Here is a 16,166-nt window from a genome sequence, read left to right on the forward strand (position 1 = left end):
TGGAAGACAAAATTGCCTTAAATGTACCAATGCCTCACTTATTCAGCAAGGCATTGGATTACAAAGATTGAGATAAATTCGCTTTTTCTGACCCTGTTCTGACTTAGCGTCCAAAAAAGCCAGTTTTAATTGGCAAAAAGCCCCCTTTCGCCTCGGAATATAATCCTGTCGTTCCCCCTGAAAGTACCGAATGTCACTACGGTTGAGGGGTCCTCATCACCCACATTTCGCCAGTTGTATTGAAGCCATGGTTGATCGGTATATGAACCACCGTTACTACAATCGACGCCGCTTTCACCTACCTGCGGAGAGGTAGTTCCTTGACGAAGCCACAAGCGAACTTGAGAGCGATGTGTGGTCGAGTTAGCTGTATGAGTTGCACTCAGGTTGTCGTCTAATCCTTCATCAACTGCACCATTACCAACAAGGCTCGCATTACTGGTACCCTCATTACTCCAAAGGGTTTGTCGGCAGTATCTTTGATTAGATAGATAAGAACTTCTGCGATCATCAGAATTGGTAATAAAAGAGCGTTCAGCTGAATCCCAGAACTCAGTTCTCAAAGGAATATCGATATCTTGATCACTATTGCCACCGATATCTTGCAAACTCATACGCCCGTATCGAAAATCTGGCTGTTGAGTGAACTTAACTCCACGATCATCGAGATCTAGCGTGTTGAAATTCACATTATCTACAATCTTACTCACTACCAGACCAAACTCTGCCTTTTCACTGTTGTAGGGTCCATCTGGCGTAGTCGTGTAATTCCCAACACTATTCGTTGATAGCTTCTGCATCATAAAGTCTGTGGTGTACTGCGCTAATCTGGCATTGCTAGCTACGCCATTTGCATCAGCTTGTCCCCAATCAATCTTGCTCCACGACAAATCACCCCACTTCACACTGTCCATTCGATCCGTGAGTTCATCAGCTTCATCATCTATAGCTAAATAATCAATTTCGACCATCATGGCTTCAGCGAATAGACCATAGTTAGACGTCGGTTCGTTTAAACCATTCTGTGCTTCAACAATAAAATCATGGCCTATACCCTGGTTCATATAACCAAAGCCTGTGTATCCCCCTTGGTCGTTTTGGCCGCTAGGATAAACGTAGTTGTCTTCAACTAAAGCTAAATGCGCAGGATAAAAACGCCCCACAGGGACAGTTGCAGGGTTCACTGTCATTTCGTAGTACGTGTCTTGCAACTGAGAAGTCAACAAAATGCTGCCTACCTGACTCCAACTCAGACCGTTAAATGTGTATAGCTCATCGTCACCACCGGTGTGAACCTGGGATAGGTTTCCTGAGAGCACTCCTGGGTCGCCATTGGCTGGAGAGTGAGGTTGATCATCTGGAATCGATACCTCGAGCGTAGCTGCGTAAGCCCCCTGTTTGGCGAAGTTAGGAGTTGTCTCGTAGTTACAATAATCTTTTCCGTTGGCAGATAGATCCACTGTACCGAACTCTGAATCGCCCTCATTCCATATTATTGGTTTAAGTACAGAAGAAAAGGCATAACCTGCAGCCACAAAACCATTTCCAGAAAAAGAGGTACCTTGAGGATTAGTGACTCCAGAGGCACTTGCCGTGATATCACATAGTGCTAAGGTATAAGGTCTAACCTCAAGATCGGCGTCACCAGATAATCCCGTCCAATCGCCTTGATGATCGTCACACTGAGCACCACACTCTTCTTTAGTCCACTCAGGATCGGATACTGTGACTGAAACATGCCCAGCATCGAAGTAACTGAAGTCTATAATCCCCTCACCTTGATTGAAGGTGATATTGGTTGAGTCCGCCGTAACTACCTTGGTACCAGATTGAGGCTCTATATAGTTGGTCGAGCTCAGATCCAGATCTTTGGTACCAGAATAGTTTTCTATAACCTCACAACTGCCCCCGGTATCGGCAACAGCTTTGACTGTCACACTTACAGGTTTTCCTGCAATAGCCTTAGCAGGGTCAGGATCGAACTGGAACCCAAATGGCACAAATCGATATGGACCAGCGCTGTCTGATAATGAATCAGAAGCTACATTAGCTGACACATTTACATTACCAACTGCAGTACTTTCCAGATAAAGAGTTTTCTCACCATCCACAAATGAAGAGGTAAAGCTGTTTGCTGTGCAAGAGCCACCAGATTGTTGTTCCGACCAACAAGCAGAGCCATTGTCCGGACTCGCGACAGCAGTAAATGAAGCGCTATATCCCGAAATTGGGAACCCACTATCATTTACCACCTTGAAATACACAGGTATGCGGTCACAGGTTAAAGCCTGTGCTGCCTCTGGTGTGATGAGCAGTGTTTTACCACCACCGGGTGGGGGCTCAATAGGGCAAGAAGTTGAAGTGTTGAAGGTGTTGTTGGCACCACTCACTTCTACTCGATAAGCAGAAATACCGCCATTTATGGTGTTCCCACTACCAACAATCTGAAAACCGCCAGAAGCTGTAGGATCAATGTAGATCTGTCCTGTGATTATTACATTGCTGTTGAGGCTTATGTTGGAAGATGCTCCATGACCGATCAGTAGTAGATCATCTGGACCGCCATTTGGATTTATGCTGCCGGCATTGCCGTTGTTGCTATTAGTAGCAATAAATAAGTTCTTATAGTGTATGACGGTTCCCGGCTCGGTGACTAACTGAGCTCTAGCACGAATTGTTATATTTTCAATCCAATACTCCCCTGCAGGAACATTGAGTGTCGATCTAGCTCTGAGTAAAAGGTTGTTTAATACATTACCGCTGATATCACAGGTTGCATCTGCTGCGCACTCTTGAGTCGCGGTGCCTGTTTGAAATGGGGGTAAATCCATCGGAAGATCAAGCTTTTTAGTTGCGTCTATGCTGTCTGTAGAACATAGTCCGTTGGCGGAAGGAAATTCGCATGTCGCACCAGAAAATTGGCCCGTAGCAAAAGCCATACGATAGTCATCTAACGGGAAAACGATACTATTTGCAACACCAGTGATCGTTATTCCACCAGCTGAATTACCATTGAAATAGTAGTTTGTTTGCAAATACTCAGGCACATATTCACAGATTTCGGGTAACTGTGGCGTAGTTTCACAGTTGTCAACAACGCGCTCAACACTACCGCTCCCTTGCAAGTTCAAGTTTTGGGCTGTAACAGAGCCTTTAAGCAGAGCAGACCCTGTCAAGTTCACATCACCGCGGCTAAAAACATTGGCATAAACAGGCTTGCTAGCATCTGTACTCAGGGTTACTTCAGCATCAGTGCCCTGCCAGTCCTCAGCCCAGATGCTTAAACTCTCGGTGCTCTCATCTTCAGAGAAAAGGGTAGAGCCACCACCCACAGTCATCTTATTGACTCTTAATAATGTGCCTGTCTTGAAGTAAACAGTTGCTCCACCACTGATGGAAAGAGAACGAATCTGATAGTCAGTGCCCGTAAAATAATAGGTACCTGAAGACAGGGCTACCGTATCATAACGTCCAGCATCTATATTGTGCGTCCCTGAACCGGGAGACAAATCGGTATCACCTGGAGAAAAGTCCATGACATCCGGCTCACCAACTATCAAGCTAGTATCAGCTATACATTCTTGATTGTCACATGCTGTCTGTGTATCAAAAGCTTTATTTACTGTCTCAAAACCAACGCGTCCTCCAGCATCAATAGTACCGGTAACAGCAGACCCACCATCAAAGGTGATATTTGTTCCTGTTGTGAAAGATTGAACAGCATGTGGGAAAACATCACATTGCTCTGGGAGATCAGGTTCTGGAGGTTCGACATCTTCGTTGTAACACTCCAGCGTTTCTAAACCGACACCTGTTCCGGTGATGGTACCGTTCTTTATGTCAGCATCTTTACTCTCTTGGAAGACTTTAGAGCCACCTTGCACCCAATAATAGTGAGCGCGACTAATGTCATTTCCTTGGCCACGCTCGACTTCAATTCTTAGCTTATAATTCTGACCGGAAGCAAGCCTTTGCTCATTGAAGATATAATCAGCTCCAGATTGAAACTCTTGGTTGTACCACAAAGTATCACTCTCATTCCCACCCTCGAAAACAATGTCTTTGTAGTTAACGTTGTTGGAGCCAATGACATCAAACTCGACTACAAAATCTTGGTTATTACCTGTGATCCGGCAGGTCAAATCGCTAGGAGGGGGAGTAGGTTCATCACCATTAATAACGCCACTAGCATCTAGTAATAGCTGATCGGTAGTTACTGTACCATTTACAGAACCACCGTCTATTTTCAGGTATTTATTCGAAAATATGTGAGCGCTAACATTGGAGTTTTGAAGTGTCGCATCACCAGTAGTGATAATTACAAGATCATCAGGGTTTCCCCCCTCATTAATCCCCCCTGACTGAACCGTTAACTTACCTACATAGAGTGTTGTTGGAGCAGTTAGAGTTAAGTTTTTACCATCGAGCTTTGCTTCTCCATTTACCTTGTAGACAGAACCAGTTGGGTCTTGAGGCCTTGGCAAAGTGATATTACCATTTATGCTTATCGCTATCGCATCACTAGGCGTACTGAAATCTGGGGTTTCAGGTAATCTGAGGCTACCATCAGCAATACAAGAATTGCTGTCACATCTACCCTCATTGGTCTCAATCGAAGAGTAACCAAGTTTTCGATCTCCATTTAAAGTAGAGATTTGAGTACCGTCTTTAATTTCAACTTTCGGAGATTTGTCACCCCAGGTCTGCGCTGCCGTTTTAGGAAGACTACTGTCGGAGACAGGGAATCGCACCTCAGCTAGTACCGTAAAACCGGCCAATAATAAAAGCATGCAGAGATAAGATAACAACCTACTCATCTTTAATTCCTTTAACCCAAACTGTTTGCTCGCGCTGAACTTCGAAAATATTGTCATTGCCACAAATGGCAACTGAGGTGAGTCTGAAATAGCGCAGATCTTCTGGTACGCCTGATGCTGGTGATTCACATGTAATGATTGGTGCGCTACATGGAGTATCACCGTTTTCGACTAGAGCTGTTGCAGCATTGCCAGCACTGCTAGAAAGGCTGTTACAGCGAGCAGAAATATCGTCAAAACTCTCGGCACCATTAAGTGGAAATAAATGCGTCAGCCCCCACTCATTGGCAGACTGTGCTAATAAACTAGCTTGATTACCCAGTAACTCTCTAGTTAACGTATCTTGGTTTGACCAACTGATTCTCAGCATGCTCAAAGCCAGCATCCCCATCACTACTATGACGAAGATAGCCACTATATATACATTGCCCTGCTGAGCCTTTTGATTGCGATTACGGAACATTACTCACCTGCACGTCATGCTTGTAGTAACTCTGCTCATCACCACTAAAAAATAGGAAATCTAGATGAATCAAGCCGCCTCGCTGTAGTGAGGTATCTTGAAAACGAAACTCGCTCTGGTTGGAGTCGATGCCTGTAGCGACAACTACACCATTTCGTCTCAGTTCATCACCTGAGGTAATACAATACTGAATCATGTTCTTACGATAGATGAAATGCCTGTTGGCGGTGGAGTCACTCGGTGGGTTCATGGTGACACTAAAGAAATCACCACTCTCTGAAGATGATGAAACTCCTGCAATAGATACACTTTGCCCATCATCTTCAAGGTCAGCCATTCTACTTGGGTTAATTACCAGTCGAGTGCCATCTTCAAAAGTATGAGGATATTCAAGTTCATTACCGACAACGAACTCAATACGGCCCGTATCCTCTCGCCTAGCGTAGAATCCGGCATACTCGATAGGATAGAAGGAGAGGCATTGATTGCTTGAAGTTAGGTCAAAGCTATTCGGCACAGCATGGCTGATCTCCCGACCAAGCTTCTCAATTGCGAATCGGGTTTGATTCTGAACTCTTTGTCTATCAATGGTCTGGGTGTAGCCTTTGGCTCCAAACTCAACAAAACCTGCGATACCAAGAAAGATGATAGCGACCACTACAATAGTGACTATCATCTCGATAAGGGTGAAACCATTTCTGCGCATCAGTAGTTCCCCCTATGGGCAACAAAGGTGAAATCACCATACTGGCTCGCTGTAATCACAACGGTTACTACTTTGAAGATTTCTCTAGGTTCACCACTGTCAACTGTAGGCACGCCAAGCCTAGAGTCATAGTCATACTCAACTGTTACTTCTGCTCTAAAACCTAGATAGTCATCAGAGATGTTGTTGCCGAAGATATCATTTAGATTACCTGCTTCATCCACACGGCAATTCGCTTTTGATTCATCCGTGGTATACCAGCAACCTACGTAGTCATCGACATCGTTGAACAGCGACGGAGGCTCTGAATTATCCGGACCAAAAGCAGAAGCAGGCGTACATTCAATGACATCGTTTTGGGCATCTAGATAATCATCTTCACCGCAACGGAATTCTCCCCCGTCATGGTCGCTTTTGTCATCAAAGTTTCTAGATAGAATTTCAGTCATCAAACTGTCGGCTAGTGCAGATGCTCGAACTTCGTAATACGGCTTAGCTGATTGGGCTATTTGAGGGTATAAAAAAGAGGTCAGCGTAATCATTGCGAGACCGAGAATCACAATAGCAATGATGCTCTCGATTAAGGTAAAGCCTTTAGTTAACTTAGCAGCCATAAACGTATCCTTGGCTGTTGATGCAGATAGTCTCTGTTTCAGACTCACTGCTCACATCAATGCGAATCTCCTGTCCTGCTTCAGGTGTTGTACAACCAGAGGAGCAGCTAGGATTTCCTAGTAGATCAAACTCTACCTGCATTGCTGGCTCAAAACTCATATCTTGCTCTTGAATAATGACTCTGTGGCTATGAGGCCGATCAGAGGTATCCGTACAGGCTTGAACAGAGCCCAAGCAATTCGCTGAAACCAATAAGCTGTGTCTTTCGTGTAAGCTGTCAGATTCATCGAGATTGGACTGCATGCGACCAAGCTGTATCTGTCTAATCACAGAGATACCCTGTTCTTGTGCAGCTTGTGCGGAGAATTTGGAAACACCGATAAACTGGCTAGCGGCGTAGAGAGACATAATTGCGACAACAATAATCACCACGATGAGTTCCACCATGGTAAAGCCTTGATTTAATCGCAAAGTCTTAGGGCTCAAAATATTGTCCGTAATACGCTAGGTCACTAAGTCTCTAAATATTATAGAGATATTTTATGGGATTGATTTTAATGATGTATCAATAAAGACAAAAAAGGCCAGCAATGCTGGCCTTTTCGAAATCTAGCTGATATTAGCAGTCATCAGCTGTAGCAGCTGTGATCACTGGAGTTGATTGTGCGTCAGCCGCTGCTTCGTAGGTCACAATACAAGTTGCATCCGATGCTGCACCAGGGAAAGAGTATGAAATTGAGCCCTCAGCTGCGTTGCTATCGCCACCATCTACAATAACCCAGTCTTGACCGTCATCTAGTCCCTGCACCGCTAGGCCAATGCCTGCAGAGGTTGCAGTAGGATAGCCAAACACGGTTTCTATACCTTCAACTGCAACAGCAGCGCTACTAGTTTCTAATCCCTCGATAGCTGCTTTACCATAAACGATAGAACCAGCGCCTGCCATTGCACCTTTGAGACCTTGTAGTGAAGACTCACGTGCATCAGATTGTAGATTCAAGAAACGTGGTGCCGCTGTTACCGCTAGAATACCTAGGATTACAATTACTACCACTAGCTCGATCAGTGTAAAACCACTTTGCTTTTTCATATTTGTACCTTTTCAGTCCATTAATCAGGTTGTTACTGATTAATATAAATTTGTAAGTTTGTTTTAACAAGAGGGTATGTGAAAAAATTATGGAACAGCATACCCAATTCAATAATATTTATTAACAGCCTGTTTTTTCTACTGTTATAACAGGCGTAGAAAATTCATCTGCAGCATTCTGATAAATCACTGCACACTCTGATCCATCAGTGATATCACGCCCTGCAAAAGTCACCGCCAGTGCTTGGCTTGGAAATAGTTGAGCGTTTGCCTCACTAAAGACCCACTCTGTATCATCTTCAAGACCTTGAACGGCTTGGACTATTCCCTTTTCATCTGCAGACGGATATCCAAACACGGTATTGATGGTACTCGCACCGTTACTAATTCCGCTAGTAGGCATAGTCTCCACACCGTTTATGGCGGCTTTACCGTAGACGATGGAGCCAGCACCAGCCATCGCGCCTTTCATACCTTGTAATGCAGAGACTCTAGCGTCTGACTGCAGATTCAAAAATCTCGGAGCTGCAGTTACAGACAAGATACCCAAGATTACAATAACAACCACAAGCTCGATGAGCGTAAAACCATCTTGTTTGTTCATAGCACTGCCTAACCTATGAAAGCAACTTAGTTCAGAGTTACAACAACGCTACCGTTAGCAGCATCGTAGTCAAAATAGTGACCAGTGTTACCGTCTAGTTGTGTGTAACGACAAACAGTTGTTAGGTTATCAGCATTCTCCGGACCAACTTCAGCAAGATACTTAGCAGTAGTGTCGTTTGCGTTTGAGCTTACTTGTGGCGGATTCTGTAGAAGCTCATTCATTAGATCTACACAACGTTGTGCTGTAACAGCTAAAGGAGATTGAGAGCCATCTTCTTTAAGTGCAATCGGATAACCATCACGGTAGTTATCTTGATCAGAAGTCGTTAGCCAAAACTCACTACCGTCGTAATCTACAAAGTTGGTACGAGTATTACCTGCCGTCTCCTGTGGACGCACTTCTGCTTCCCACTGAGCACGTGCAGATAGAACTGCGGTTGCATAACCACCAGCAACGCCTTCAATACTTGCTTGCTTAGCGCTGTCAGTGACATCTAAAAACTTTGGTAATGCGGCTACAGCTAAAAGACCTAGCACAACGATTACGATAACTAATTCAACTAGGGAAAAACCTGCATTGCGTTTCATTAAAACTCTCCAATATGCAACTCTGGGCGGCTCATTATAAGAACACTGTTCGAAAAAGCTACAGATTTTGTAAAAATCCGTAATAAATATCTATTATCTGTTTCATAAATAGTTTTATTCGTCACAAAACCCAAAATAGGCAGTAAAATACGCCTACCGAGCAAAAAACAAACAAACTTTCAGAATTTTCGTCTATACACAAAAAGCGGATAAACAAAAAATTTTTTTGGGATGCGCTACTTATTCAGCACATAAATAGAAAGGTCATTGCGATTGAGCTCAACGTTAAGAGTCTCTCCACTTTCGAAATCGTACTGACATCGATAGAGATCACTTTGTTGAACTAATCTGGTGGCTATTGGCGGGTTTGGACGCTCGGAATGAGCAATCAAAAACATCTGCCAAGCACTACAACTCTTAATTCCATTTAAGATAGGCTCGGGCCATCCCTTGTTGTTAAACACTAGCACATGATCATCAACTTCGGCATATTTGGGCTTGCCTGACAGTTCCCAGTGCTGGCGTAAATAATTCGCTTTATCTAGTGTCTTCTTTCCTATCAAGGTGACCGAAGTGCTCCGCGCATGCTGAGACACTGAATTAAGCGCTAACAGTAGACTTGCTATCAAAACAAGCACTACCGCCATCCAAGCCCCTAATCGGGTCAAGGAGTGTGATTTTTCCTCTATCGACACCATGAGTTAGCCTTGGATCGCGTCCAACATGCCCCACATAGGCAAGAAGATACCAAGCGCCAGGATAAGAACCATACCCGCCACAATCACTAGCAAGATAGGCTCAATGCGTGCGGTAAGTGTTTTGAGGTCATAATCCACCTCACGATCATAGAAGTCAGCCACCTCAAGTAGCAGTTCATCCACTCGCCCAGTTTCTTCGCCGACAGAGATCATCTGTTGTACCAAAGGGGTAAATATCCCAGTGTTTCTGGCCGCGCCAGACACAGATGAACCCGCTTCGATAGCAGACTTCATCTCTAACAATCTTGCTTCTAAGTATTTGTTGTCCATTGCCTCTGCTGAGAGCGCAAGGGAGTTATTGAGAGGCACACCAGATTGCAGCATCAAGGAGAAGGTTCTTGAGAAACGTGCCAGTTGTGCTCGGTTTACAATATCCCCTACAACAGGAATACGCAGACGTATCTTATCCCACTGCTCTCTGCCATCCGCTCGACTTACCCAGGCTTGGAAGGCAAACAAACAACCCACCATCACAGCTAAAAGCAATGTCCAGTATTCAACAAAGAAGTTAGAGGTGCCGATCAAGATCCTAGTCGGCAAAGGCAGTTCAACCTGAAAGCGATTAAACATGCTAGCAAACTGCGGAATTACCTTTAGGTTCAACACGAACATAGCCACGGTAATAAACGAGATAACTAATACCGGATAACGCATCGCAGTTTTGATTCGCTTGCGGGTCTCTAGCTCTTGCTCGTAGTAATGACTCAGTTGCAATAATGCTTGGTCTAATCGACCTGTGTTCTCACCCACTGCAATCATAGAGACAAACAAGGGGCTAAACACGCTCGAGTGAAGTTGCATAGAGGCCGATAGACTTCGACCATTAGTGAGCTCGTTGGCTACCTCTTGCAGGGCTTGCTTGAGCTGTTTATTTGAAGCATCCGCAATCAGGCTTCGAATAGCACGCAGCAAGGGAATGCCCGCTTTGGTGAGGCTATACATCTGACGACAGAAGATAACGTATACCTCTAACGGTACCGCTGGGGTCAGCAGGGACTTCCACTCAAAAGAGCTTTCAGAGTTCTCTTTCCCTGCCTTGATAGAGATCGGAATGATTCCTTTAGCCATTAGGGATTCCGCAGCTAACTCTTGAGTTGCCGCATCTACCAGACCGCTGACTTTCTGACCTTCTAGGTCTCGCCCTTGATAGCGAAAGGTTGCCATACTCTACCTACAACAAATGCGTCTCGGCGACACCAGAACCATCACCTTCACCCAACAGCATCACCTCATCAAAGCTCACCACGCCTTCCAGTGCTAGCTTCATAGCTGACACAAGTAACGGCTGATACCCTTCGGTTTTGCGAGCTTTCTGAGCAAAGCCAACTGCATCGTTGGAGCGCAGTGCATCCATCAATGGTTGGTCTAGTTCAAGCAGTTCAAATACACCGATTCGACCCTGGTAACCGGTTAGGTTACAGCTCTGACAGCCCTGCCCTTTACTAAATTGAGCATGAACCTGATTTGGGAAACGAGCTTCAAGCCAAGTTTTTTGGTCTGGGCTCAGTTCAACGGGTTCAGAACAATCGGTACATACACGGCGGATCAAGCGCTGTGCCAATACCGCACGAACAGAACTCGCCACCAGATAACCTGGTGCCCCCATGTCCATCATTCGCAGTGCGCTGTCTACCGCATCGTTGGTGTGTAATGTACTCAAAACCAAGTGACCAGTAAGTGCAGCACGAAGACCGATTTCAACGGTTTCTTGGTCACGCATCTCACCTACGAGGATGATATCGGGATCCTGACGCAAGAAGGTTCTAAGAACCGTAGAGAAATCTAGATCGATCTTGCTGTTCACCTGTACCTGATTCACGCGAGGCAATCGATATTCCACTGGATCTTCCACCGTGATGATCTTCTTCGACGGTGAGTTAAGCTCAGTTAGTGCACCATAAAGGGTGGTGGTTTTACCCGAGCCCGTTGGCCCCGTTACCAAGATCATACCGTGTGGACGCTTTAACTGGCGCCTTAGGCGAATCAGAAGATCATCAGGTAGGCCAGATTCTTCCAGAGCACGCACACCGGCAGTCTGGTTCAACAGACGCATTACTACAGATTCACCGTACTCGACTGGCATGGTCGACATACGAATATCGATAGACTGGCCTTTCACCTTAATATGGAAGCGGCCATCTTGTGGCAGACGTTTCTCGGAGATATCTAGCTGCGCCATTAGCTTCAAACGAAGTACAAGCGCCGAGGCAATGTTTACCTCATTAAGAATAGTTTCATGCAGAACACCATCGATACGCTGACGAAGACGCAACACGTTCTCATCCGGTTCAATATGTATATCCGACGCCCCGACCTGTACCGCATCTTCGAATAGTGAATTGATAAGCTTAACAACCGTTACTTCATCGCTATCGGCTGTGTCAGACAGGTTCAGTTCAAAGCTGTCCGTAGATTGGTGCTCGGCATGCAGTTGCTCTGCAAACGAGGCGATCTCTTTAGTTCGGCGATAGTAGCGATCAAAACCAGAGACCAGCTGACGCTCTGAAGAAACGGCGAATTTCACCTCATATTGCAACAATATTCTGAGCACAGACTCTTGGGCAAACAGGTCTGCAGGGTCACTCATACAGACAGTGACTTGGTTGCCTTTGTGAGCAATCACTAACGCACGAAGGCGACGAGCATGCACTTCTGGAAGCAATTGCACTGCTTCGATGTCTACTTGCGCTCGATTCAGATCCACAAAAGGAATATTCAGCTGCTGAGCAAGGAAGGTCAGCAATTGCTTCTCTGTGATAAAGCCAAGTTGAATCAGTGAGTCACCTAGCTTACGCCCTGTTTGGCGCTGTGAGTCCAATGCCTGTTGAACCTGCTCTTCAGAGACAATATCGTTTTCTACTAGCAGGTCACCAAGACGTTTTAATAATTTAATAGCCACTACTCATCCCCCTCGAGAGAATTAAGCAGCTGCAAGCGATCGCGAATAAACGCTTGGGTCTGTTTGGAAATTCCCACTAGGCCAAGTGCCTTGGTATATGACTCTTTAGCATCCGCGTATTCCAGCTGTCGCTCTTGTTGTATCGCTAGGCCAAGCCACCAGCGAGCGTTGCTTGGGTCTCGTTCCGATAGTTCTTTATAGCTTTCTTCAGCAATTTCAACATTCTTAGTCTGCTGGGCAAGGCCTGCACGTAGCGCAAGGTACTCCTCGCTGGCGTTGTCTGGCATATAGGAAAGAGAAGAGAGCGCCGCTTCCGGTTGCTGCTCTTTTACTAATAACTTGGCAAGGGCTAGACGTAGTGCTTCACTTTTCTCATTCAAACGAATCCCTTGTTGAAGCAGGTTCACCGCTCGGCGAGTATCTTTACGGCCGTAGTAAATAGCCGCTAACTTCTGGCGAGTTTTCTCGTCAGTAGGCACTAACTTCAAAGCTTTGTTGTATTCAGAAAAAGCTGTACGAGCATCATTGGCATTAAGAGCCTTCTCTGCACGGGCGATAGACTTCTCCGCAAGTTGCTCGGCGGTTAGTTCAACCTGCTCAACTTTCATCTGTTCTTGCTCTGGCTTAGTCTCTGCCTTAGCAATGAGGATAGGCTCCGGTATTGGTTTGGCTTGAACAACAGGCTTAGCTTTTACTGGTTCTGTTTTAGCAACAACCGGCTTTGGAGCAACCTCTTGCTTTTGCGTTTTAGCCACTTCCACTGGTTTAGCCGGAGACTCTGCTTTTTCTTCGGCCACTTGAACTCTAGTTACGGCTTCTTTAGGCGCTTGAAAAAGGCTAACACTTTCCGTTTGCACTGCGCTTTTTGTTGGTGAATTAATGACGGTAGCATTCTCAACAGGCGCAAGTGTAACGCTGGTAGTCACCAAGTCATTCTGCTCGTTTTGTATTTGTGTCTGCTGCTGGGAAACTGCAAAACCACCTAACGCTAGGCTAAGACTAAAGCCACCGATGATCCAAACCACCGGAGAGGTCTTTTTGAGCTTTGGTACTTCAGCACGCTCAATGTTGGAAGCGCCTTGCTTCTCTTGCTGTGCCAGTTTGGTCAAAGCACTGTTTACTACACTCATACCTGTTGCCACCCCCATAAAAATGGCGTTTTGTACTTTGGCTTTTGCACAACATAAGTATCTCTCATGGCATCAAGCAGGTGCTGATTGACCACCTTCTGTTTGTTAGTGCTTACTGCCAATAAAAGAGCCTTGTGACAAAGCTGATTTATAATTCTTGGAATTCCAGAAGCGGCGCGCCAAATGGCCTTCTTCTGAGAAAGTTTAAATACATTTGTATCACCGCCGCTTACCGAGATGCGATGATCGATGTAAGCGACCGCTTCCTCTAGAGACAAAGGTCTAAGCCTTGCGCTAAAGGTGATGCGCTGTCTGAACTGACGCAGGTGGTGTTGTTGGAGTCGTTCGTCCAACTCAGGCTGACCAATCAACACTATCTGCAACAACTTATCGGTCACCGTCTCTAAATTGCCAAACAGCCGGATGGTCTCTAACGCCTCATCACTCAGAGCTTGGGCTTCATCGATAAGGGCAATAGCTGGTCTTCCCTGCTCTCTTAACTCCACCAGCTTTGATTGGATCTGATCAACTAAGCGGTGAGGTTCCGTTGCTTCAAGCCCTAGCTCATTGGCGATAGCAAAGCGCAGGCCATCACCATCCAATACTGGATTGGGTAGATACACCAGAGCAAAGTCATTCTCTAACTGCTCAATGAGCATGCGACAGACCATGGTCTTGCCTGTGCCCACCTCTCCAGTAAGCTTTACTACCCCCTCGCCCATATTTAGAGCAGACATAACCGTCTGAATTGCCTCGTAATGTGGAGGCAATCCATGAAACAGCTGGGTATTTGGAGTCAAGCTAAATGGTGCTTGCTCAAATCCAAATTGAGTCAGATACATTATTGGCCTTCAGGGAACCACTCGTCGAGCAGGCTACGGGAGCGCTCGATCTCTTGTTGCCAAGTATTCACACCAACAACAGTTGGCTTAAGCAGGATAACCAGTTCGGTCTTCTCGGTTTGAGTCACTGTATTGCGGAACAGGTGACCCAATGCAGGGATATCACCGAAGAAAGGCACCTTAGATACAGCTTCACTTTCACTTGATTTCATCAAGCCACCGATAACCACGACATCACCATCAGAGGCGCGGATAATCGAGTCTGATTCACGGATAGAACTCTTCGCCAACGGCAAGGTAATAGTGCCCGTAGGCTCGCCTAGGTCGATGGTTTTCTCTTCAGTGGTCACTTCAATAACGGCTGGATGCACATGAAGAAGAACATTGCCTTTATCATCAATCTGCGGAGTCACATCCAAAGAAATACCTGAAAAGAAAGGTGTCAGTTCGACATCTGGTGCTACGTTCGCATTATCACCACTACCTACAACGCTACTCACGTCAGTAACGAAGTACTCGTCTTCACCTACTTTTATTAGCGCTTTCTGGTTATTTGCCGCTGTCACTCTCGGGCTCGAGAGCACGTTCATATCACCTTGAGTAGCAACAAAGCTTAAAACCGCCTCAAAGTTACCATCGGAAATGGTGACATTTGTAGTTCCACCAAGCGCGTTAGCGATAGGGAGAGCAGTTAACGGCTGTGGAGTGAGGGCAGGACCACGTCCAAAGATCACATCCGCACCACCAAGAGAAGCGGTCATATTGCTCCATTGGATGCCTTGCTGATAACCATCATTTAGAGTGACCTCAAGGATCTTGGTCTCTAGGATCACCTGACGCTGCAATCGCTCTTGAGACACACCCAAGAAATTACGAATCTCTCGGATCTCATCTGGATAAGCACGCACGGTAATAACGCTCGCTTGTGGCGAAACCACAACGCTACGTCCCTCATCGGTACCAATCAAAGTGGCTACGGATTTTTCTAACTGAGTCCAAAAATCACTCTCGGTTAGAGTCTCAATATCTGTACCGCCAGTCTTCTCTGTTGAAGTTGAACTGGATGATGAACCGCTATTATTACTGCTCGAGCTAGAAGAGTCTGAAGAAGAGGAGCTGCTTGAGCTGTCATCTTTCGATGAAACAGAGCCGTTAGTGATAGAGGTTAGTGAGCGCCCCATACGTTTTAGCTGTAGGTAATCAACAGGGATAGTCTCAGTGCGCAGACCCGCAGGGTACACCTGAATAACCTTGCCGGATTTAGTGATGCTGTAGCCATACATATCACGAACGACATTCAGTACCTCATCCATGGTTACATCGGTAAGGTTTACGGTTACGCGACCCTCAACACCAGGGTGGATGGCTGCACTGTATTCAGTCCCCTGCACCAGGCTAGCAAAGAACGCCTTGGCTGAAACATTGTTCGCCTGCACACGGAATCGCTTCAGCTTGGTTGAAGAGCTACCTTCGACGCCATCAATATCTGGCATCAAGTCGGCATTAACAGACGGTGGCAGCTCATCCAAGCTTTTACTGTTGGCTTGATTGGCAGCTTCGTTCAGGGCCTGCTTGATTTCAACTGGGTCGTTATGCCCCATTGAGCATCCTGCTAGTACGGCAGTGGCTATCCCCAAAATAAAAATACGCAT

14 protein-coding genes are annotated in these 16,166 nt (G+C 45.8%); all 14 read right to left on the bottom strand.

What is annotated here, in order from left to right; translation table 11 throughout:
- Positions 1 to 125 precede the first annotated feature (125 nt).
- Positions 126 to 4,817, bottom strand: a complete 4,692-nt coding sequence (locus Pcarn_RS12095) for a DUF6701 domain-containing protein (RefSeq protein ID WP_261834107.1) — start codon at positions 4,815 to 4,817, stop codon at positions 126 to 128.
- Positions 4,810 to 5,280: a hypothetical protein gene (locus Pcarn_RS12100; RefSeq protein WP_261834108.1), complete on the bottom strand. Its 471-nt coding sequence runs from the start codon at positions 5,278 to 5,280 to the stop codon at positions 4,810 to 4,812. Before Pcarn_RS12100 ends, Pcarn_RS12095 begins: the two co-directional genes overlap by 8 nt.
- Positions 5,270 to 5,986 carry a prepilin-type N-terminal cleavage/methylation domain-containing protein gene (locus Pcarn_RS12105; protein ID WP_261834109.1) on the bottom strand — a complete coding sequence of 239 codons (717 nt, stop codon included), beginning with the start codon at positions 5,984 to 5,986 and terminating at the stop codon, positions 5,270 to 5,272. Before Pcarn_RS12105 ends, Pcarn_RS12100 begins: the two co-directional genes overlap by 11 nt.
- Positions 5,986 to 6,600 carry a type IV pilus modification PilV family protein gene (locus Pcarn_RS12110; RefSeq protein WP_261834110.1) on the bottom strand — a complete coding sequence of 205 codons (615 nt, stop codon included), beginning with the start codon at positions 6,598 to 6,600 and terminating at the stop codon, positions 5,986 to 5,988. The genes Pcarn_RS12105 and Pcarn_RS12110 overlap by 1 nt, the downstream gene beginning before the upstream one ends.
- Positions 6,590 to 7,087: a prepilin-type N-terminal cleavage/methylation domain-containing protein gene (locus tag Pcarn_RS12115; protein ID WP_261834111.1), complete on the bottom strand. Its 498-nt coding sequence runs from the start codon at positions 7,085 to 7,087 to the stop codon at positions 6,590 to 6,592. The genes Pcarn_RS12110 and Pcarn_RS12115 overlap by 11 nt, the downstream gene beginning before the upstream one ends.
- 133 nt (positions 7,088 to 7,220) lie before the next feature.
- A complete protein-coding gene (locus Pcarn_RS12120; protein WP_261834112.1) occupies positions 7,221 to 7,691 on the bottom strand; it encodes a type II secretion system protein in 471 nt (156 codons plus the stop codon).
- A 121-nt stretch (positions 7,692 to 7,812) separates the two neighbouring features.
- Positions 7,813 to 8,295 (bottom strand): type II secretion system protein, encoded by a 483-nt coding sequence (locus Pcarn_RS12125; RefSeq protein WP_261834113.1) that lies wholly within the window; start codon positions 8,293 to 8,295, stop codon positions 7,813 to 7,815.
- Positions 8,296 to 8,321: 26 nt separating this feature from the next.
- Entirely contained in the window at positions 8,322 to 8,885 is a 564-nt protein-coding gene (locus Pcarn_RS12130; protein ID WP_261834114.1) for a prepilin-type N-terminal cleavage/methylation domain-containing protein, read from the bottom strand.
- A gap of 236 nt (positions 8,886 to 9,121) precedes the next feature.
- Positions 9,122 to 9,532: a hypothetical protein gene (locus tag Pcarn_RS12135; RefSeq protein WP_261834115.1), complete on the bottom strand. Its 411-nt coding sequence runs from the start codon at positions 9,530 to 9,532 to the stop codon at positions 9,122 to 9,124.
- 54 nt (positions 9,533 to 9,586) lie between these two features.
- Positions 9,587 to 10,807, bottom strand: a complete 1,221-nt coding sequence (locus Pcarn_RS12140) for a type II secretion system F family protein (RefSeq protein WP_261834116.1) — start codon at positions 10,805 to 10,807, stop codon at positions 9,587 to 9,589.
- A gap of 7 nt (positions 10,808 to 10,814) precedes the next feature.
- Complete coding sequence (locus tag Pcarn_RS12145; protein WP_261834117.1) at positions 10,815 to 12,542, bottom strand: GspE/PulE family protein; 1,728 nt, start codon at positions 12,540 to 12,542, stop codon at positions 10,815 to 10,817.
- A complete protein-coding gene (locus tag Pcarn_RS12150) occupies positions 12,542 to 13,672 on the bottom strand; it encodes a tetratricopeptide repeat protein (protein ID WP_261834118.1) in 1,131 nt (376 codons plus the stop codon). The genes Pcarn_RS12145 and Pcarn_RS12150 overlap by 1 nt, the downstream gene beginning before the upstream one ends.
- Entirely contained in the window at positions 13,669 to 14,514 is an 846-nt protein-coding gene (locus Pcarn_RS12155) for an ExeA family protein (RefSeq protein WP_261834119.1), read from the bottom strand. Before Pcarn_RS12155 ends, Pcarn_RS12150 begins: the two co-directional genes overlap by 4 nt.
- Positions 14,514 to 16,166 carry a pilus (MSHA type) biogenesis protein MshL gene (gene mshL / locus Pcarn_RS12160; RefSeq protein WP_261834120.1) on the bottom strand — a complete coding sequence of 551 codons (1,653 nt, stop codon included), beginning with the start codon at positions 16,164 to 16,166 and terminating at the stop codon, positions 14,514 to 14,516. Before mshL ends, Pcarn_RS12155 begins: the two co-directional genes overlap by 1 nt.

It is taken from the genome of Vibrio ishigakensis, assembly GCF_024347675.1.
In the GTDB taxonomy this organism is placed as follows: domain Bacteria; phylum Pseudomonadota; class Gammaproteobacteria; order Enterobacterales; family Vibrionaceae; genus Vibrio; species Vibrio ishigakensis.

Coding starts and splice junctions, on each gene's coding strand:
- Pcarn_RS12130 (WP_261834114.1), bottom strand. CDS start 8,885: ATGAAACGCAATGCAGGTTTTTCCCTAGTTGAATTAGTTATCGTAATC.
- Pcarn_RS12150 (WP_261834118.1), bottom strand. CDS start 13,672: ATGAGTGTAGTAAACAGTGCTTTGACCAAACTGGCACAGCAAGAGAAG.
- mshL (WP_261834120.1), bottom strand. CDS start 16,166: ATGCGTATTTTTATTTTGGGGATAGCCACTGCCGTACTAGCAGGATGC.
- Pcarn_RS12105 (WP_261834109.1), bottom strand. CDS start 5,986: ATGCGCAGAAATGGTTTCACCCTTATCGAGATGATAGTCACTATTGTA.
- Pcarn_RS12095 (WP_261834107.1), bottom strand. CDS start 4,817: ATGAGTAGGTTGTTATCTTATCTCTGCATGCTTTTATTATTGGCCGGT.
- Pcarn_RS12125 (WP_261834113.1), bottom strand. CDS start 8,295: ATGAACAAACAAGATGGTTTTACGCTCATCGAGCTTGTGGTTGTTATT.
- Pcarn_RS12100 (WP_261834108.1), bottom strand. CDS start 5,280: ATGTTCCGTAATCGCAATCAAAAGGCTCAGCAGGGCAATGTATATATA.
- Pcarn_RS12135 (WP_261834115.1), bottom strand. CDS start 9,532: ATGGCGGTAGTGCTTGTTTTGATAGCAAGTCTACTGTTAGCGCTTAAT.
- Pcarn_RS12140 (WP_261834116.1), bottom strand. CDS start 10,807: ATGGCAACCTTTCGCTATCAAGGGCGAGACCTAGAAGGTCAGAAAGTC.
- Pcarn_RS12110 (WP_261834110.1), bottom strand. CDS start 6,600: ATGGCTGCTAAGTTAACTAAAGGCTTTACCTTAATCGAGAGCATCATT.
- Pcarn_RS12155 (WP_261834119.1), bottom strand. CDS start 14,514: ATGTATCTGACTCAATTTGGATTTGAGCAAGCACCATTTAGCTTGACT.
- Pcarn_RS12120 (WP_261834112.1), bottom strand. CDS start 7,691: ATGAAAAAGCAAAGTGGTTTTACACTGATCGAGCTAGTGGTAGTAATT.